The organism is Pseudoduganella sp. GCM10020061 (assembly GCF_042683405.1).
Classification (GTDB): Bacteria; Pseudomonadota; Gammaproteobacteria; order Burkholderiales; family Burkholderiaceae_D; genus Telluria.
Genome location: NZ_JBHUJS010000014.1, coordinates 107,366 through 126,250 on the forward strand (window position 1 = coordinate 107,366; position 18,885 = coordinate 126,250).

General features: G+C 64.9%; 19 protein-coding genes and 1 tRNA gene. All 20 read left to right on the forward strand.

Features of this window, described 5'->3' with window-relative positions; all coding sequences use genetic code 11:
- The first annotated feature begins 171 nt into the window (after positions 1-171).
- The 20 genes from ACFSQR_RS16980 (at position 172) to nuoL (ending at position 18,870) form a co-directional block, all read left to right on the forward strand.
- Positions 172-1,152 (forward strand): NAD(P)H-quinone oxidoreductase, encoded by a 981-nt coding sequence (locus ACFSQR_RS16980; protein WP_377731186.1) that lies wholly within the window; start codon positions 172-174, stop codon positions 1,150-1,152.
- A 45-nt stretch (positions 1,153-1,197) separates the two neighbouring features.
- On the forward strand, positions 1,198-1,887 hold the full coding sequence (locus ACFSQR_RS16985) for a response regulator transcription factor (RefSeq protein WP_377731187.1): 690 nt from the start codon (positions 1,198-1,200) through the stop codon (positions 1,885-1,887).
- Positions 1,874-3,103, forward strand: coding sequence for an ATP-binding protein (locus ACFSQR_RS16990; protein WP_377731188.1), 1,230 nt, complete (start codon positions 1,874-1,876; stop codon positions 3,101-3,103). Before ACFSQR_RS16985 ends, ACFSQR_RS16990 begins: the two co-directional genes overlap by 14 nt.
- 95 nt (positions 3,104-3,198) lie before the next feature.
- The gene (locus ACFSQR_RS16995; RefSeq protein ID WP_377731189.1) at positions 3,199-4,833 is read left to right on the forward strand and encodes a phosphoethanolamine transferase; all 1,635 of its coding nucleotides are present in this window, start codon (positions 3,199-3,201) and stop codon (positions 4,831-4,833) included.
- Position 4,834: 1 nt separating this feature from the next.
- Positions 4,835-5,575 carry a phosphatase PAP2 family protein gene (locus ACFSQR_RS17000; protein ID WP_377731190.1) on the forward strand — a complete coding sequence of 247 codons (741 nt, stop codon included), beginning with the start codon at positions 4,835-4,837 and terminating at the stop codon, positions 5,573-5,575.
- 110 nt (positions 5,576-5,685) lie between these two features.
- Complete coding sequence (tpiA, locus tag ACFSQR_RS17005; protein WP_377731191.1) at positions 5,686-6,432, forward strand: triose-phosphate isomerase; 747 nt, start codon at positions 5,686-5,688, stop codon at positions 6,430-6,432.
- A gap of 29 nt (positions 6,433-6,461) precedes the next feature.
- Positions 6,462-6,920 carry a preprotein translocase subunit SecG gene (secG, locus tag ACFSQR_RS17010; protein WP_377731192.1) on the forward strand — a complete coding sequence of 153 codons (459 nt, stop codon included), beginning with the start codon at positions 6,462-6,464 and terminating at the stop codon, positions 6,918-6,920.
- A 269-nt stretch (positions 6,921-7,189) separates the two neighbouring features.
- Positions 7,190-7,274: transfer RNA gene (locus tag ACFSQR_RS17015), tRNA-Leu, on the forward strand.
- Between the two features lie 167 nt (positions 7,275-7,441).
- Positions 7,442-7,801 (forward strand): NADH-quinone oxidoreductase subunit A, encoded by a 360-nt coding sequence (locus tag ACFSQR_RS17020; protein WP_377731193.1) that lies wholly within the window; start codon positions 7,442-7,444, stop codon positions 7,799-7,801.
- A 3-nt stretch (positions 7,802-7,804) separates the two neighbouring features.
- Positions 7,805-8,281, forward strand: coding sequence for a NuoB/complex I 20 kDa subunit family protein (locus tag ACFSQR_RS17025; RefSeq protein WP_377731194.1), 477 nt, complete (start codon positions 7,805-7,807; stop codon positions 8,279-8,281).
- Positions 8,282-8,283: 2 nt separating this feature from the next.
- A complete protein-coding gene (locus ACFSQR_RS17030) occupies positions 8,284-8,877 on the forward strand; it encodes an NADH-quinone oxidoreductase subunit C (protein WP_377731195.1) in 594 nt (197 codons plus the stop codon).
- Positions 8,877-10,130, forward strand: coding sequence for an NADH-quinone oxidoreductase subunit D (locus ACFSQR_RS17035; RefSeq protein ID WP_377731196.1), 1,254 nt, complete (start codon positions 8,877-8,879; stop codon positions 10,128-10,130). Before ACFSQR_RS17030 ends, ACFSQR_RS17035 begins: the two co-directional genes overlap by 1 nt.
- Before the next feature lie 9 nt (positions 10,131-10,139).
- Complete coding sequence (nuoE, locus tag ACFSQR_RS17040) at positions 10,140-10,619, forward strand: NADH-quinone oxidoreductase subunit NuoE (RefSeq protein ID WP_377731198.1); 480 nt, start codon at positions 10,140-10,142, stop codon at positions 10,617-10,619.
- On the forward strand, positions 10,616-11,911 hold the full coding sequence (gene nuoF / locus ACFSQR_RS17045) for an NADH-quinone oxidoreductase subunit NuoF (RefSeq protein WP_377731200.1): 1,296 nt from the start codon (positions 10,616-10,618) through the stop codon (positions 11,909-11,911). The genes nuoE and nuoF overlap by 4 nt, the downstream gene beginning before the upstream one ends.
- Positions 11,912-11,928: 17 nt before the next feature.
- Entirely contained in the window at positions 11,929-14,247 is a 2,319-nt protein-coding gene (gene nuoG, locus ACFSQR_RS17050; protein ID WP_377731202.1) for an NADH-quinone oxidoreductase subunit NuoG, read from the forward strand.
- On the forward strand, positions 14,247-15,329 hold the full coding sequence (gene nuoH / locus ACFSQR_RS17055; RefSeq protein WP_377731203.1) for an NADH-quinone oxidoreductase subunit NuoH: 1,083 nt from the start codon (positions 14,247-14,249) through the stop codon (positions 15,327-15,329). The genes nuoG and nuoH overlap by 1 nt, the downstream gene beginning before the upstream one ends.
- A gap of 12 nt (positions 15,330-15,341) precedes the next feature.
- Positions 15,342-15,830 carry an NADH-quinone oxidoreductase subunit NuoI gene (gene nuoI / locus ACFSQR_RS17060; protein WP_377731204.1) on the forward strand — a complete coding sequence of 163 codons (489 nt, stop codon included), beginning with the start codon at positions 15,342-15,344 and terminating at the stop codon, positions 15,828-15,830.
- Positions 15,831-15,841: 11 nt separating this feature from the next.
- A complete protein-coding gene (locus ACFSQR_RS17065; protein WP_377731205.1) occupies positions 15,842-16,471 on the forward strand; it encodes an NADH-quinone oxidoreductase subunit J in 630 nt (209 codons plus the stop codon).
- Positions 16,468-16,776 (forward strand): NADH-quinone oxidoreductase subunit NuoK, encoded by a 309-nt coding sequence (nuoK, locus tag ACFSQR_RS17070; protein WP_377731206.1) that lies wholly within the window; start codon positions 16,468-16,470, stop codon positions 16,774-16,776. Before ACFSQR_RS17065 ends, nuoK begins: the two co-directional genes overlap by 4 nt.
- 33 nt (positions 16,777-16,809) lie before the next feature.
- Positions 16,810-18,870, forward strand: coding sequence for an NADH-quinone oxidoreductase subunit L (nuoL, locus tag ACFSQR_RS17075; protein WP_377731207.1), 2,061 nt, complete (start codon positions 16,810-16,812; stop codon positions 18,868-18,870).
- Positions 18,871-18,885 lie beyond the last annotated feature (15 nt).

Genomic DNA, 18,885 nt, shown 5'->3' on the forward strand with positions numbered 1-18,885 from the left:
TCCCCAGCAGTAACACCCGCCCTCCGGCCTGCCCGGTCATGGCGGAATCGGTCATGTCATGGCGGATTCCGCCAAAAGTTGAGCTGTTCACCGTCCTGCTGCGTGCCCACAGCGCACCGCTCCGCCGCATCCGGCATACAATCGCGTTTTACCAACTTGGCAAGCGCGACCATGCGAGCGATCGAAATCACCCAGCCCGGACCGCCGGACGTCCTCAAGCCCACCGAGCGCGCAACGCCCGTGCCGAAGCAGGGCGAAGTGCTGATTCGCGTCCACGCAGCCGGCATCAACAGGCCGGACGTGCTGCAGCGGCTCGGCAAATACCCGGTGCCGCCTGGCGCTTCCGACCTGCCCGGCCTGGAAGTGGCCGGCGAGATCGTCGGCGGAGAGGTCGAGGGCAGCGGCTTCCAGCTGGGAGACAAGGTCTGCGCGCTGGTGCAGGGTGGCGGCTACGCCGAGTACTGCACCGCGCCGCTGGCGCAGTGCCTGCCGGTCCCGTTCGGCCTGACGATGGTGGAAGCGGCGTCGCTGCCGGAGACCTTCTTTACCGTCTGGAGCAATGTGTTCGACCGCGCGCAGCTGGCGCCCGGCGAGTCGCTGCTGGTGCAGGGCGGCACCTCGGGCATCGGCGTGACCGCGATCCAGATGGCGGCCGCACTGGGCCACCGCGTGTTTGCGACCGCCGGCAGCGACGACAAATGCCGCGCCTGCGAGGAGCTGGGCGCCGAGCGCGGCATCAACTACAAGACCGAGGACTTCGTCGCGGTCGTGAAGGAGCTGACCGATGGGCGCGGCGTCGATGTCATCCTGGACATGGTCGGCGGCGACTACGTCCCGCGCGAGATCGACTGCCTGGCCGACGACGGCCGCCTTGCGCTGATTGCGCTGCTGGGCGGCGCGAAGGCGCAGCTCGACCTCGGCCAGGTCCTGCGCCGCCGGCTCACCGTCAGCGGCTCGACGCTGCGTCCGCGTCCGGTCGCCTTCAAGGCGGCAATCGCGCAGCAGCTGCGCGAGCGCGTCTGGCCCTTGATCGATGGCGGCCAGATCCGCCCGGTGGTGTTCCGCACCTTCCCGCTGGAGCAGGCCGCACAGGCCCATGCGCTGATGGAGTCGAGCACTCACATCGGTAAAATCGTGCTCGAAGTGCTGTGAGGTCCCCTTATTTCAAGAACCGTCCTGGCAGCTTAGAATAGCCAAATGCGCATCCTCATCGTCGAAGACAATCCCGACATCCTGGCCAATCTCTACGGATTCCTGGAGCCGAAGGGATATACGGTGGATTCCGCCCGCAATGGCTACGGCGGCCTGGCGTTCGCCTCCGAGAATCCGTATGACGTGATCATCCTGGATGTCATGCTGCCCGGCCTGAACGGGCTGGAGCTGTGCCAGAAGCTGCGCACCGACCTGCACATCACCACGCCGGTCCTGATGCTGACCGCGCGCGACAGCCTGCCGGACAAGGTCGCCGGTTTCGATAGCGGCGCCGACGACTACCTCGTCAAGCCATTCTCGCTGGTCGAGCTGGAGCTGCGCCTGCGCGCACTGGTCAGGCGCTCCCAGGGCCAGCACGCGACGCACCAGACCCTCCGCTTCGGGGACCTCGTGTTCGATCCCGAGATGCACGATGCATCGCGGGCCGGGGTGAAAATCCAGCTCACCAAGACCGGCTACATCCTGCTGCGCTGCCTGATGGCCGCGGCGCCGCGCATCGTGTCGCGCGAGACCCTGGAGCAGGCGGTGTGGGGCGACGACCGGCCGGAGAGCGACGCCTTGCGCACCCACATCCATGCGCTGCGCCAGGCCATCGACAAGCCGTTCGCCTCCGCGATGGTGCACACGGTGCCCGGCGTGGGGTACCGCCTCTCGATTCCCGATGCGCCCGAGTGATTCGCTGAGCCGGCGCATCGTCTTCGCGTTCGTCCTGTTCGGGACGGTGCTGACGCTGTTCTTTGCGGTGCTGACCGCGCTGGCGATCGAGGGCATCGAGGGCTACCTGGTCGACAACCGGCTTGCCGCCGTGGAGAAGTGGGCCCGGCCGCGGCATGCCGCCGGACTGGCCGCCGACCTGCCAGCGGGGCTGCGCTTCTATCGCGGCGAGCAGATTCCGGCGACGCTGCGCGAGCTGCCGCAGGGGGTGTCCCATACGGTCGTGGACGGCGCCGGGCTGCACGTGCTCGCCGGCTCGGACGAATGGGGTCCCTACCTGGTCGTCGATCGCGAGAGCGACTACGAAAAAATTGAACTGCTGGTGTACTCGCTGTTCGGCGCATTGTTCGTCGGCCTGCTCGTGCTGGCCGCGTTCCTGGGCGGCTTTATCGGGCGCAGGATCGTGGTCCCGATGCGCGAACTGTCCGACGCAGTCAGCCGGGGCGCCACCTCCTTGCCCTTCACCGGGCGCAGGGACGAGCTGGGCGTCCTCGCGCGCGCGCTCGACGCGCATACCTCTGAACTGCGCGGGTTCCTCGATCGCGAACGCTTCTTCACGGGCGATGTCAGCCATGAGCTGCGTACCCCGCTCACGGTCATCATGGGCGCTGCCGAGATCCTGGTCGAGAGCACGCAGGATCCGGCTATCCGCGGGCCGGCCCTGCGCATCTGCCGCGCCGCGCAGGAGGCGAGCGAATGCGTCAGCGTGCTCCTGGTGCTGGCCCGCAAACCCGAGGTCGGGCTGCTTGCGCCAGTCCCGGTGAGCGAGGTGGCGCGCCGGGAAACCGCGCGCTACCAGGACTTGGTCGCCGGCCGGCCGGTCACCCTGCGCTGCGTGGGCGATGCCCAGGTCAGCGTGCGTGCGCCCGCGGAGCTGTGCAGCGCAGCGCTGGGAAACCTGATCCGCAACGCCTGCCAGTACACCGAGCAGGGCGCGGTGACCGTCCTGCTCGAGCCAGGGCGGGTGATCGTGGAAGACACCGGCCCGGGCCTGCCCGCGTCGGTACGGCAGACGCTGGGCCAGGGCGCCACGTCCATCCCGTCCAGCGGCTCGGCAGGCACGGGCCTCGGCCTGTCGCTGGTCAGGCGCATTTGCGCGTACCTCGGCGCCGATCTCGCGTACCAGGACCGGCCTGGCGGGGGCAGCCGTTTTACGATCACCTTTCACCTGTCTTGACGCAATCCTGACGCCGGTTTCACTGCGGGCTAATCCACTGGTTTGTATCCTTCGCGAAACGACCCGTTCCGGGTTGCATGTGGAAGGAAGATCGAGTGGACAAATTGGCATCCCGGCGCATCGATGCCTCGGCGCTCGCGTTGGCTGTGGCGCTGCTGCTGGCAAGCGCATATAACGCAAAATTCTGGGCGACGCTCAGCCAGGCCGCGGGCGGCTGGTCGCAGCTCCCGGTTCTCGCCGCAACATTCCTGATTGTGGTCCTGGTGTTCAATGCCATCCTGACCCTGGCGACCTTCCGCTACCTCGCCAAGCCGGCCTGGATCGTGCTGGTACTGGTGGCGGCGGTGGCCAGCCATTTCGTCACGTCCTACGGCATCGTGATCGACAAGAACATGCTGCAGAACGTGGCCGAGACCGACTTTCGGGAAGCTTCTGAACTCCTGAGCTGGGACCTGGCGGCAACCGTCGTGATCCTCGGCGCGGTGCCCGCATGGCTGATCGCGCGCACCCAGATCCGTTTTCCGCTTGGCGTGCGCGGCCTCCTGCAGCGTGCCGGCATCGCCTCCGGTTCGCTGCTGCTGGCGGGGCTGCTGCTGGTGTGCTTCTTCAAGAGCCTGGCGCCGGTGCTGCGCGAGCATCGCGAACTGCGCTTCCTGCTGATCCCGACCAACGTGGTGCAGGCGGTGCACGGCTATGCCGGCAACCGGTTCGCCAGCCAGGTCGTCGTCGCCCCGCTCGGGCGCGATGCCAGGAAGGCGCATGGCTGGGCGGGCCAGCCGCGGCGCACCCTGACCGTCATCGTGGTCGGCGAAACGGCGCGCGCCGCCAACTTCTCGCTCAATGGGTATGCGCGCGACACCAATCCGCAGCTGGCGCGGCAGGAAGGGCTGATCAACTTCCGCCATGTGAGTTCCTGCGGCACCGCCACGGCGGTATCGGTCCCTTGCGTGTTCTCCGCGTTGGGGCGGGAAGGATTTACCAATGCCAGGGCATCCAGCCAGGAGGGCCTGCTCGACATCCTGGCGCACGCCGGGTTCGAGGTGCTGTGGCGCGATAACAATTCCGGCTGCAAGGGCGTGTGCGACCGCGTCAGGTACGAGGACATGACCACCCACGCGCGCCCCGACAGCCGCTGCAATGCCGAGTCCTGCTACGACGAGCTGCTGCTGGACGGCCTGCCGGAGCTCCTGCGCCGCACCGACAAGGACCTGGTGGTCGTCCTGCACCAGCAGGGCAGCCACGGGCCGGCCTACGCGAAGCGCTATCCGCCAGGTTTTGGCCGTTTCGGCCCGGTATGCACGAGCAACCAGTTTGCCGAGTGTTCGCGCGAATCGATCGAGGCCGCCTACGACAACACCATCCTGTATACGGACCACTTCCTCGACCAGACCATCCGGATGCTGCGCGAAGCGGCTGCCCGGGAGTCGGTGGATACGGCGATGCTGTACTTCTCCGACCATGGCGAGTCGCTGGGCGAGAACAATATGTACCTCCACGGTGCGCCTTACCTGTTCGCGCCGCGCGAGCAGACCGAGGTGCCGATGATGTTGTGGATGTCCGACGGCTTCAGCGAGCGCTTCCAGATCGACCGCGCCTGCCTGAAGGAGGCCGGCGATCGCCCGCTCTCCCACGATAACGTGTTCCATTCCGTGCTCGGCATGCTTGGGGTGGACACGGTCGCGCGAAACCCTCGGCTGGACCTGTTTGCGTCCTGCCGGCGCCGCACCTGAGATGCAGTCCGCAGCCGCCGCCCCGGTCGTGCTCGGGAAGGATGCGATGCGCCGCATCGCCTTCGTCCTGGCCGCACTCGCGCCGCTGATCTGGTGGATCGGGCGCTACACCGACGTGGACCTGGCGCTGGCCGACGCCGCGTTCGACATGCGCCTCCACGCCTTCCCGTGGCGCGATGCCTGGCTGGCAGACCGCTTCAACCACGTCATCCTGAAATGGCTGATGCTGCTGGCAGCCGCCTTCTGCGTGGGCCGCGCCGCCGTCGATGCGTTCGCGCCGCAGCGCAGCCGCACGCCGCTGGACCGGGTGCGCATGCGGATCGTCGCGCTTAGCGCCATCTGCGTCCCGCTGGTCATCAGCCTGCTCAAGCAGGCAAGCTCCTCGCATTGTCCGTGGGACCTGGCCCGCTATGGCGGCGAGCAGCCCTATGTCCGCATTTTCGAGTCGCTGCCGGCGGGGGCTGTTGCGGGCCACTGCCTGCCGGCCGGGCACGCGTCGAGCGCGCTGTGGCTGGTGTCGCTGGCCGTCTACTGGCTGCCGGGAAGTGCCGGCGCCGCGCGCAGGGCGGCATTCGTGGGGATCGCGCTGGGCGCAGCCATGGGAATCGGTCAGCAACTGCGCGGCGCACACTTCCTGACACATACGCTGTGGTCGGTCTGGATAGCGTGCCTGGTGGTGGTGATGCTGACGGCGCTGGTGCAGGCGCACGCACGCAGGTTCGCGCCTGATGGGGCGAGGTAGCCCAATAGGGTAGGGCAGGCCGGCCCTGCCTGCTGTGCAGCGGGGCTGTCGTTTGACCCGCTTGCGTAACGCAAGTTACAATAACGGGTTATTTGACTCGTGGGCTGGCAATGCGTCGCAAACTCGTCGTCGGAAACTGGAAAATGAATGGCAGCCTGGCTGCCAACGCGCCCCTGCTGAAGGGCGTGGCCGAAGGCGCTGGCGCGGCCGGCGCCGACTGCGCCGTATGCGCTCCCGCTCCCTACCTGGCCCAGTGCCAGCAGCTGCTGGCCGGTACGCCGGTCGCCTGGGGCGCGCAGGATGTGTCGCGCCACGCGAGCGGCGCCTACACCGGCGAAGTCTCCGCTTCGATGCTGATGGACTTCGGTTGCAGCTATGTCATCGTCGGCCACTCCGAGCGCCGCGCCTACCACGGCGAATCGAACGAACTGGTGGCCCAGAAGGCCGTCGCCGCAATGTCCGCGGGCCTGACCCCGATCGTGTGCGTCGGCGAGACGCTGGAAGAGCGCGAAGCCGGCCGCACCACCCAGGTCGTGTCGGCCCAGCTGGAGGCGGTGCTGGCGCTGCTCGACGGCCAGCAGGTCTCGGGCATCGTGGTGGCCTATGAGCCGGTCTGGGCGATCGGCACCGGCAAGACGGCGACGCCCGCGATGGCGCAGGAAGTGCACGCGCAGCTGCGCATGCAGCTGAAGGAAAAGAGCGCGGACGCCGGCGCAGGCGTGCGGATCCTGTACGGCGGCAGCATGAAGCCGGACAATGCCCGCGAACTGATGGCGCAAACGGATATCGATGGTGGCCTGATCGGAGGGGCGTCGCTGAAGGCGGCCGACTTCCTGGCCATCGTCCAGGCAGCATAAACAATTAACTCAACTTGGAATGGAATAACATGGACACCTTGTTCAATCTGATCGTTGTGGTGCAGGTGATTTCTGCACTGGCCATCATCGGCCTGGTGCTGCTGCAGCACGGTAAGGGCGCCGACATGGGCGCGGCGTTCGGTTCCGGTGCGTCGGGTTCGCTGTTTGGCGCGTCCGGCTCGTCCAACTTCCTGTCGAAGCTGACCGCGATCTCCGCAGTGGTGTTCTTCGGCGCCACGCTGGCCCTGGCCTCGATGGGCGGCAACCGCGGCGCAGCCAGCACCGATGGCGGCGGCGTGATGGAGCGCGCCGGCCAGGCCGTTCCGACCGCGACCGTTCCTGCCGCACCCGCTGCAACTGTTCCTGCAGCCCCTGCTGCAACCGTTCCTGCCGCCGACGCTACCGTTCCCGGCGCCGCTGCGCCGGCTGCCGCCCAGGCAGTCCCGGCTGACGTCCCGGCCGCTCCGGCACCGGCCCCGGCACGCTGATCGTATCCCCGTCATCCCGGCCTTCGCTGGGGTGGCGGCGCTCCAGCCTTCGCCGGTGTGATCGCCGGCAAGCGTGCGTCCCTGTTTTGAACCTTCGCTACACTCGCTGTAGCTGCCCTGGCCGAAGGGCGCATTGCGAAGGCCGGAGCTTCCCGGAACGGGCTTGCTCCAGAGTGGGAAAAAAGAGTAAAAAATCTATTTTTTCCTTGCGGCAGCGCAAATTTGGCATTGGCAAACTGTGCTCCCGCGGTTAGAATAGCGGTCTCTTAGCCGACGTGGTGAAATTGGTAGACACGCTATCTTGAGGGGGTAGTGGCGCAAGCTGTGCGAGTTCGAGTCTCGCCGTCGGCACCAGAAATTATCTAAGGGCCAGCAAGGGCGCACGAATAGTGCTCATGCCTAAGCTGGCTTTTTTACGAGGATCAGCCGTTCGATCCTGGTGTAGGCCAAAAGCCAGGTTTAAACGGCAGGCGCTGCGATGAAAAGCAGCGTTTGTTTAACCGACTACCAGGGCTCTTCACGTGAACCTCGAGAATTACTTCCCCGTTCTATTGTTTATCCTCGTCGGCCTTGCGGTCGGCGTCATTCCGCAGGCGCTTGGCTTCGTGCTGGGCCGCAACAAGCCGGATGCCCAGAAACTCTCCCCGTACGAATGCGGCTTCGAAGCCTTCGAAGACGCGCGCATGAAGTTCGACGTTCGCTACTACCTGGTGGCGATCCTGTTTATTTTGTTTGACCTTGAAACGGCATTCTTCTTCCCATGGGGCGTCTCCATGCAGGAGCTGGGCTGGCAGGGCTACGTCACGATGATGGTGTTCATCGCCGAATTCGTGGTCGGTTTTTGGTATATCTGGAAGAAAGGTGCCCTTGATTGGGAATAAGCCATGGCTATTGAAGGCGTCTTGAAAGAAGGTTTCATCACCACCACAGCCGATAAGCTGATCAATTGGGCCCGCACCGGATCGATGTATCCGATGACGTTCGGCCTGGCTTGCTGCGCGGTCGAGATGATGCACGCGGGCGCGGCCCGCTACGACCTGGAGCGTTTCGGCTTCATGTTCCGTCCATCGCCACGCCAGTCCGACGTGATGATCGTCGCCGGCACCCTGTGCAACAAGATGGCGCCGGCGCTGCGCAAGGTCTACGACCAGATGCCGGAACCGCGCTGGGTCATCTCCATGGGTTCCTGCGCCAACGGCGGCGGCTACTACCACTACTCGTACTCGGTGGTGCGCGGCTGCGACCGCATCGTGCCGGTGGACGTGTACGTGCCAGGCTGCCCGCCGACCGCGGAAGCGCTGTTGTACGGCATCCTCCAGCTGCACAACAAGATTAAACGTAACGACACCATCGCGCGCTGATCATGACCGCAAAAATCCAAAACCTCGAAGCCGCGCTGGCCGCGGCATTCGGCGAGCGCATCGCGATGACGACCGCGCTCGGCGAAGTGACGATCGTCGTGAAGGCCGCCGACTACCTGAACGTCATGCAAACGCTGCGCGACGACGCGACCCTGCGTTTCGACGAGCTGATCGACCTGTGCGGCGTGGACTACTCGACCTACGGCGAAGGCACCTGGGAAGGCCCGCGCTTCGCGGCCGTCACCCACCTGCTGTCGATCGAAAAGAACTGGCGCGTGCGCGTGCGCGTGTTCGCCCCGGACGACGAGATGCCGCTGGTGCCATCGGTGACCGGCATCTGGCGTGCCGCCAACTGGTACGAGCGTGAAGCGTTCGACCTGTTCGGCATCCTGTTCGAAGGCCACAACGACCTGCGCCGCATCCTGACCGACTACGGCTTCATCGGCCATCCGTTCCGCAAGGACTTCCCGGTCTCGGGCTACGTCGAAATGCGCTACGACCCCGAGCAGGCCCGCGTGATCTACCAACCCGTCACGATCGAACCGCGCGAGATCATCCCGCGCGTGATCCGCGAAGAAACCTACGGGACGAAATAATGGCTGAGATTAAGAACTACACCCTGAACTTCGGTCCGCAGCACCCGGCAGCGCACGGCGTGCTGCGCCTGGTGCTGGAGCTGGACGGCGAAGTGATCCAGCGCGCCGACCCGCACATCGGCCTGCTGCACCGCGCGACCGAGAAGCTGGCGGAAACCCGCACCTACCTGCAATCGGTGCCGTACATGGACCGCCTCGACTACGTGTCGATGATGTCCAACGAGCACGCGTACGTGATGGCGATCGAGAAGCTGCTCGGCGTGGAAGTGCCTGAGCGCGCGCTGTACATCCGCGTCATGTTCGACGAGATCACGCGCCTGCTGAACCACCTGATGTGGCTGGGCGCGCACGCGCTCGACGTCGGCGCGATGGGCCCGTTCCTGTACGCGTTCCGCGACCGCGAAGACCTGTTCGACGCCTACGAGGCCGTATCGGGCGCGCGCATGCACGCGGCCTACTACCGCCCGGGCGGCGTGTACCGCGACCTGCCGGACTCGATGCCGCAGTACCGCGCATCGCTGATCCGCAACGAGAAGGAACTGGCGCAGCGCAACGAGAACCGCCAGGGTTCGCTGCTCGACTTCCTGGAAGACTTCAGCAAGCGCTTCGTCGGCTACGTCGACGAGTACGAGACGCTCCTGACCGACAACCGCATCTGGAAGCAGCGTACCGTCGGCATCGGCGTGGTGTCTCCGGAAGACGCGAAAGCGATGGGCTTCACCGGCGCCATGCTGCGCGGCTCGGGCATCGCCTGGGACCTGCGCAAGACCCAGCCGTACGCGGTGTACGACAGGATGGACTTCGACGTCCCGGTCGGCACCAACGGCGACTCGTATGACCGCTACCTGGTGCGCATCGAAGAGATGCGCCAGTCCAACCGCATCATCAAGCAGTGCATCGACTGGCTGCGCGTGAATCCGGGCCCGGTCATGACCAGCAATAACAAGGTCGCTCCGCCGTCGCGCGTGGACATGAAGACCAATATGGAATCGCTGATCCACCACTTCAAGCTGTTCACCGAAGGCATGCACGTGCCGCCGGGCGAAGCGTACAGCGCGGTGGAGCATCCGAAGGGCGAATTCGGCATCTACATCGTGTCGGACGGCGCCAACAAGCCATACCGCCTGAAGATCCGCGCACCGGGCTTCGCGCACCTGCAAAGCCTGGACGAAATGGCGCGCGGCCACATGATCGCGGACGCCGTGACCATCATCGGCACCCAGGACATCGTTTTCGGCGAGATCGACCGTTAAAGGCACATCATGTTGTTATCCCAAGAAGCATACAAACGAATCGACCGCGAGCTGGCCAAGTACCCGGCCGACCAGCGGCAGTCCGCAGTGATGGCCGCGCTGGCCATCGCGCAGGACGAGAAGGGCTGGCTGGCGCCGGAAACGATGCAGGACATCGCCGACTACATCGGCATGCCGGCGATCGCGGTGCAGGAAGTCGCGACCTTCTACAACATGTACAACATCAAGCCGGTGGGCAAGCAGAAGATCACCGTCTGCACCAACCTGCCGTGCGCACTGTCCGGCGGCGAACGCATGGGCCAGTACCTGCAGGACAAGCTGGGCGTGGGCTACCGCGGCACCACCGAAGACGGCCAGTTCACGCTGGTCGAAGGCGAATGCATGGGCGCCTGCGGCGACGCACCGGTCCTGCTGGTCAATAACAAGCGCATGTGCAGCTTCATGAATGAACAGAAAATCGACGCGCTGGTGGAGGAGCTGAAGAAATGACTTCCCTGCACGACCGTCACATCAAACCCCTGATCCTGGCTGGCCTCGATGGCCAGAACTGGCACCTGGCCGACTACGTCAAGCGTGGCGGCTATTCGGCGCTGCGCCGCATCCTCGAAGAGAAGATCACCCCTGAACAGGTGATCGCCGAGCTGAAGGCATCGTCGCTGCGCGGCCGCGGCGGCGCGGGCTTCCCGACCGGCCTGAAATGGTCGTTCATGCCGCGCCAGTACCCGGGCCAGAAGTACCTCGTCTGCAATACCGACGAAGGCGAGCCGGGCACGTTCAAGGACCGCGACATCATCCGCTACAACCCGCACTCGCTGATCGAGGGCATGGCCATCGGCGCGTACGCGATGGGCATCACGGTGGGCTACAACTACATCCACGGCGAGATCTTCGCGGACTACCTGCGCTTCGAGGAAGCGCTGGAAGAGGCGCGCAAGGAAGGCTTCCTGGGCGAGCGCATCATGGGCAGCGATTTCTCGTTCCAGCTGCACGCGCACCACGGCTACGGCGCCTACATCTGCGGCGAAGAGACCGCGCTGCTCGAATCGCTGGAAGGCAAAAAGGGCCAGCCGCGCTTCAAGCCGCCGTTCCCGGCGTCGTTCGGCCTGTATGGCAAGCCAACCACCATCAACAACACCGAGACCTTCGCGGCGGTCCCGTTCATCATGAACATGGGCGGCGAAGCCTACGCCGGCCTGGGCAAGCCGAACAACGGCGGCACCAAGATCTTCTCGATCTCGGGCGACGTCGAGCGTCCGGGCAACTACGAAGTCCCGCTTGGCACGCCGTTCGCGACCCTGATGGAACTGGCCGGCGGCATGCGCGGCGGTAAAAAGATCAAGGCAGTCATCCCTGGCGGCTCGTCCGCACCGGTGGTGCGCGGCGACCTGATGATGGAAACCGACCTCGATTACGACTCGATCGCCAAGGCCGGCTCCATGCTCGGTTCCGGCGCCGTGATCGTGATGGACGAAACGCGCTGCATGGTCAAGTCGCTGCTGCGCCTGTCGTACTTCTATTACGAGGAATCGTGCGGCCAGTGCACCCCGTGCCGTGAAGGCACCGGCTGGATGTACCGCATGGTCCACCGCATCGAACACGGCCAGGGCCGCCCGGAAGACCTCGACATGCTCAACTCGATCGCCGACAACATCCAGGGCCGCACCATCTGCGCGCTGGGCGATGCCGCCGCGATGCCTGTGCGCGCCATGATCAAGAACTTCCGCGACGAATTCGCATACCACATCGAGCACAAGCACTGCCTCGTGCCCGCATACATTTAAGAAGCCAGAGAAATCTCATGGTTGAAATTGAAATTGACGGTAAGAAGGTCGAAGTCGCTCCCGGCTCCATGCTGATGGACGCGGCCAACAAGATCGGAACTTACATCCCGCACTTCTGCTACCACAAGAAGCTGTCGATCGCGGCCAACTGCCGCATGTGCCTCGTCGAAGTCGAGAAGGCGCCCAAGCCGCTGCCGGCCTGCGCGACCCCGGTCTCGGCCGGCATGATCGTGCGCACCGCCAGCGACAAGGCGGTGCAGGCGCAGCGCTCGGTGATGGAATTCCTGCTGATTAATCACCCGCTCGACTGCCCGATCTGCGACCAGGCCGGCGAATGCCAGCTGCAGGACCTCGCGGTCGGCTACGGCAACAGCGGTTCGCGCTACGAAGAAGAAAAGCGCGTGGTGGCGCCAAAGGACGCGGGTCCGCTGATCTCGATGGAAGAGATGAGCCGCTGCATCCAGTGCACCCGCTGCGTGCGCTTCGGCCAGGAAGTGGCCGGCGTGATGGAGTTCGGCATGGTCGGCCGCGGCGAGCACTCGGAGATCACCACCTTCGTCGGCAAGACCGTCGACTCGGAAGTGTCGGGCAACATGATCGACCTGTGCCCGGTCGGCGCGCTGACCTCCAAGCCGTTCCGCTACACCGCGCGTTCGTGGGAACTGTCGCGCCGCAAGTCGGTGTCGCCGCACGATTCGCTCGGCTCGAACCTGATCGTCCAGGTCAAGGGCGGCCACGTGATGCGCGTGCTCCCGCTGGAGAACGAAGAGATCAACGAATGCTGGATCTCGGACAAGGACCGCTTCTCGTACGAAGCCCTGTCGACCGCCGACCGCCTGACCCGCCCGATGCTCAAGCAGGGCGGCGAGTGGAAGGAAACCGACTGGCAGACCGCGCTGGAATACGTCGCGCACGGCCTGCGCAACATCCGCCACGAGCACGGCGCCAACGCGATCGCCGCCTACGGCACCGCGCACTCGACGCTGGAAGAGCTGCACCTGCTGGGCAAGCTGGCACGCGGGATCGGCACCAATAGCGTCGACTTCCGCCTGCGCCAGAGCGACTTCGCGCTGGACGGCGCCGTCACGCCATGGCTGGGCATGCCGATCGCGGAAGTCTCCACGCTCAAGAGCGCCTTCATCATCGGCTCGTTCCTGCGCAAGGACCATCCGCTGCTGTCGACCCGCATCCGCGCCGCCGTCAAGGCCGGCGCCCAGCTGTCGGTCCTGCACAGCACCGACGAAAACCTGCTGATGCCGGTGGCCGCCAAGATGATCGCAGCGCCGTCCGACTGGCTGGCTGCGCTGTCCGAGATCGTGGTTGCCGTCGCCGACGCCAAGGGCGTCGCCAAGCCGGCCGGCTTCGACGGCCAGGCATCCGATGCCGCCAAGGCGATCGCTGCCACCTTCTCGGCCGAAGGCGGCGCTGTCCTGCTGGGCAACGCGGTCACGCACCATCCTGATTTCTCCGCGATCGCGGCCGCAGCGCAGTGGATCGCGCAGCAGACCGGCGCGAAATTCGGCTACCTGACCGAAGCTGCCAACACCGTCGGCGGCTACCTGGCCGGCGCCACCTCGAACGAGGCGGCCTTCGCCGCCCCGAAGAAGGCATACGTGCTGCTGAACGCCGAACCGCTGCTGGACGCTGCCAATCCGCAGCAGGCTGCGCAAGCGCTGGCCGGCGCCGACATGGTCGTCGCCATGTCCGCCTTCAAGCACGGCTTCGACTACGCCGACGTGCTGCTGCCGGTCTCGCCGTTCTCGGAAACCTCGGGCACCTTCGTCAACTGCGAAGGCCGCGCGCAGAGCTTCAACGGCACCGTCAAGCCGCTGGGCGACGCCCGTCCGGCCTGGAAGGTGCTGCGCGTGCTGGGCAACCTGATGGAAATCCCGGGCTTCGACTACGAAACCTCGGAAGCGATCCGCGACGAAGTGCTGGGCGCGGGCGTGACCAACCTGTCGGGCCGCCTGTCCAACATCGGCAACGCCGCGCTGAAGGCTTCCCCATGGGGCACGTCCGGTTCGGTCGAGCGTATCGCCGACGTGCCGATCTACTTCGCCGACGCGATCGCGCGCCGCTCCGAGCCGCTGCTGCGCACGGCCGACGGGCAGCCGCCGAAGGCAACCCTGTCCGCCGCGCTGGCCTCGCAACTGGGCGTGAACGCGGGCGACAAGGTCAAGGTCAGCCAGGGTTCCGGCTGGACCGTCCTGGAAGCCGCGGTCGACGCCACGCTGCCTGCGAACGCAGTGCGCGTGCCTGCCGCACACGAATCCACCGCCACCCTGGGCGCGATGTTCGGTGCCGTACAAGTTGAAAAAGCAGGGGAGGGTGTCTGATGGCTTATCCTGAATTCGTGACCAACCTGCACGGCCTGGTCGTCGACTACACCGGCGGCGCCGCGCCGCTGGTCTGGACCATGATGAAGATCGTGGCCGTGACCGCGCCGCTGATGCTGCTGGTTGCGTACCTGACCCTGTGGGAGCGCAAGCTGCTCGGCTGGATCCAGATCCGTATCGGCCCGAACCGCGTGGGCTTCAACGGCATCCTGCAGCCGATCGCCGACGCGCTCAAGCTGCTGTTCAAGGAGATCATCCTCCCGGCGCGCGCCAACAAGACCCTGTTCCTGATCGGCCCGATCATGACCATCATGCCGGCGCTGGCCGCCTGGTCGGTGGTGCCGTTCGGTCCGGAGGCGGTGCTGGCCAACGTCAATGCAGGCGTGCTGCTGCTGCTCGCGATCACCTCGATGGAGGTGTACGGCATCATCATCGCCGGCTGGTCCTCGAACTCGAAGTACTCGTTCATGGGCGCGATGCGCGCCTCGGCGCAGATGGTCTCGTACGAGATCGCGATGGGCTTTGCGCTGGTGGTCGTGCTGATGGTGTCCGGTTCGCTGAACTTCATCGACATCGCCCAGCAGCAGCAGACCGGCCGCATGGCCGAGATGGGCCTGAACTTCCTGTCCTGGAACTGGCTGCCGCTGCTGCCGATCTTCGTCGTGTACCTGATCGCCGGCCTGGCAGAGTGCAACCGCCACCCGTTCGACGTGGTGGAAGGCGAGTCCGAGATCGTCGGCGGCCACATGGTGGAATACGCGGGCATGTCCTACGCGATGTTCTTCCTGGCCGAATACGCGAACATGATCCTGATCGGCGTGCTCGGTTCGGTGATGTTCCTCGGCGGCTGGAGCGCTCCGCTGGCGGTGCTGGAATTCGGCGGCGGCTTCGGCGGGTTCTTCTGGCTGTTCCTGAAGACCTTCCTGATCGTGTCGCTGTTCATCTGGACCCGCGCCACCTTCCCGCGCTACCGCTATGACCAGATCATGCGCCTGGGCTGGAAAGTATTCATTCCACTGACCCTGTTCTACCTGGTGTTCGTCGCTACGTGGATGCAGACCCCGTGGAATATTTGGGATTAAGAGGCGATTGAAATGACCAAGGTAAAAGATTTTTTCAACAGCCTGCTGTTGACCGAGCTGTTCAAGGGCATGGCCCTGACCGGCCGCTATATGTTCGCCCGCAAGATCACGGTGCAGTTCCCGGAAGAGAAAACGCCGCTGTCGCCGCGCTTCCGCGGCCTGCACGCGCTGCGCCGCTACCCGAACGGGGAAGAGCGCTGCATCGCCTGCAAGCTGTGCGAAGCGGTGTGCCCGGCGATGGCGATCACCATCGAGTCCGAGCAGCGTGACGACGGCTCGCGCCGCACCACGCGCTACGACATCGACCTGACCAAGTGCATCTTCTGCGGCTTCTGCGAAGAGTCCTGCCCGGTCGATTCGATCGTCGAGACCAACACGCTCGAGTACCACGGCGAAAAGCGCGGTGACCTGTACTACACCAAAGAGATGCTGCTGGCAGTGGGCGACCGCTACGAAGCCCAGATCGCAGCCGACCGCGCGGCAGACGCGAAGTACCGTTGATTGGGGAAGTAATGGAATTCACTAACGTTTTGTTCTACGCGTTCGCGGTCATCATGATCTTCGCCTCGATCGGCGTGATCACGGCCCGCAACCCGGTGCATGCGGCACTGTTCCTGGTGCTGACCTTCTTCAACGCGGCCGGCCTGTGGCTGCTGCTGCGCGCCGAGTTCCTGGCGATCGTCCTGGTGCTGGTGTACGTCGGCGCCGTGATGGTGCTGTTCCTGTTCGTCGTCATGATGCTCGACATTAACCTCGACAAGATGCGCGCCGGGTTCTGGAAGTACCTGCCGGTGGCCGCGGTCGTCGGCGGCCTGATCGTCATCGAGATGGCAGCGGTGCTGTTCCACTCGTTCGGCAACTTCAATGCAGCGCCCCTGTCCCAGGCCTACCACATCGGCGGCACCAAGGAACTTGGCCTGCTGATCTACACCCAGTACATCTACGGCTTCGAGATCGCCGCCGTGGTCCTGCTGGTGGCGATCATCGCCGCCGTGGCGCTGACACTGCGCAAGCGCAAGGACACCAAGCACTACGATCCGGGCATGGCCGTGCGCGTCAAGCGCAACGACCGCCTGCGCATCGTGAAGATGGATGCAGTCGTGGAAGCGCCTGCCGTTGTCGAGCCTAAGGAGGCACCATGACTTTATCGCTGGCCCACTACCTGGTTCTGGGCGCCATCCTGTTCGCGGTTTCGATCGTGGGCATTTTCCTGAACCGGAAAAACGTCATCATCCTGCTGATGGCCATCGAGCTCATGCTGCTGGCGGTGAACATGAACTTCATCGCGTTCTCCCACTACCTGGGCGACGCGGCGGGGCAGATCTTCGTTTTCTTCATCCTGACCGTGGCGGCCGCCGAATCGGCGATCGGCCTTGCGATCCTGGTGGTCCTGTTCCGCAACCTGGACACGATCAATGTGGAAGACCTGGACAGCCTCAAGGGCTGATTCATCCTCGAACTATAAAGACTAAGGTTTAACATGGCGGGGCAAATCCTCAACCCACACCTCCTGCTCGCAGTTCCCCTGGCGCCCCTCGCGGGCTCCATGGTGGCGGGCCTGCTTGGTACACGCTTCTTCGGTAACGTCGTCGGGCGCAAGGTGGCCACGGTCGCCACCATCCTCGGCGTGCTGGTCGCATTCGGCCTGTCGCTGCACACGCTGCTGGCGGTGCTCGATGGCGCGTCCTTCAACGGCACCATCTATAACTGGATGACGGTGGCAGGCATGCCGCTGGAAGTCGGCTTCCAGATCGACTCGCTGTCGGCGATGATGATGTGCGTGGTCACCTTCGTGTCGCTGATGGTCCACATCTACACGATCGGCTACATGGCCGAAGACGAAGGCTACAACCGCTTCTTCGCGTACATCTCGCTGTTCACGTTCGCGATGCTGATGCTGGTCATGGCCAACAACTTCCTGCAGCTGTTCTTCGGCTGGGAAGCGGTGGGCCTGGTCTCGTACCTGCTGATCGGCTTCTGGTACACGCGCCCAACCGCGATCTTCGCCAACATGAAGGCATTCCTGGTCAACCGCGTCGGCGACTTCGGCTTCATCCTGGGCATCGGCCTGGTGCTGGCCTATACCGGCTCGATGAACTACCAGGAAGTGTTCGCCGCCAAGGACGCGCTGGCCAACGCCACGCTGCCGGGCACCACCTGGATGGTGATGTCGGTCGCCTGCATCTGCCTGTTCATCGGCGCGATGGGCAAGTCGGCCCAGTTCCCGCTGCACGTCTGGCTGCCAGACTCAATGGAAGGCCCGACCCCGATTTCGGCACTGATCCACGCGGCGACCATGGTCACCGCCGGCATCTTCATGGTGGCGCGCATGTCGCCGCTGTTCGAGATGTCCGACGCCGCGCTGTCCTTCGTCATCGTGATCGGCGCCATCACCGCGCTGTTCATGGGCTTCCTGGGCATCATCCAGAACGACATCAAGCGCGTGGTCGCGTACTCCACGCTGTCGCAGCTGGGCTACATGACCGTGGCGCTGGGCGCCTCGGCCTACTCGGTCGCCGTGTTCCACCTCATGACGCACGCGTTCTTCAAGGCGCTGCTGTTCCTCGGCGCCGGCTCGGTCATCATCGGCATGCACCACGACCAGGACATCCGCAACATGGGCGGCCTGCGCAAGTACATGCCGATCACCTGGATCACCTCGCTGCTGGGTTCCCTGGCGCTGATCGGCACCCCGCTGTTCTCGGGCTTCTACTCGAAGGATTCGATCATCGAGGCGACCCACGCCGCCAACGTGCCGGGCGCAGGCTTCGCGTACTTTGCGGTGCTGGCCGGCGTGTTCGTGACCGCGTTCTACTCGTTCCGCATGTACTTCCTGGTGTTCCACGGCGAAGAGCGCTTCGGCAAGCCGCACCACCACAGCGAAGGCCACGACTCCGACGCGCACCATGAAGAAGACGAAGGTTCGCACGACCACCACCACGGCCTGGCGCCGGGCGAGAAGCCGCATGAGTCGCCGCTGGTCGTGACCCTGCCGCTGATCCTGCTGGCGATCCCGTCGGTCATCATCGGCTACCTGACCATCGGCCCGATGCTGCACGGCTCGTTCTTCGACGGCGTGATCACGGTCGCTTCGAACCATCCTGCGATGGCCGAACTGAAGGCGATGTTCCACGGCCCGATGGCCATGGCAACCCACGGCCTGATGACCGCACCGTTCTGGCTCGCGCTGGGCGGCGTCGCCGCGGCCTACTACTGCTACATGGTCAATCCGCGTGTGCCGGCCTGGTTCTACGCCAAGTTCAAGGGCATCCACACGCTGCTGGACAACAAGTACTACATGGACGCGTTCAACCAGAAGGTGTTCGCCGGCGGCGCGCGCGTGCTGGGTGGCGGCCTGTGGAACGTGGGCGACCGCAACCTGATCGACGGCCTGGTCGTCAACGGCAGCGCGAAGCTGGTTGGCTGGATCGCCGGCATCGTGCGCCACCTGCAGTCCGGCTACATCTACCACTATGCATTTGTGATGATCCTCGGCGTGCTGTTCTTCCTCGTGAAGTACTTCCCGTTCTGGCAGGCTTAACGACGTTCGCAAAGA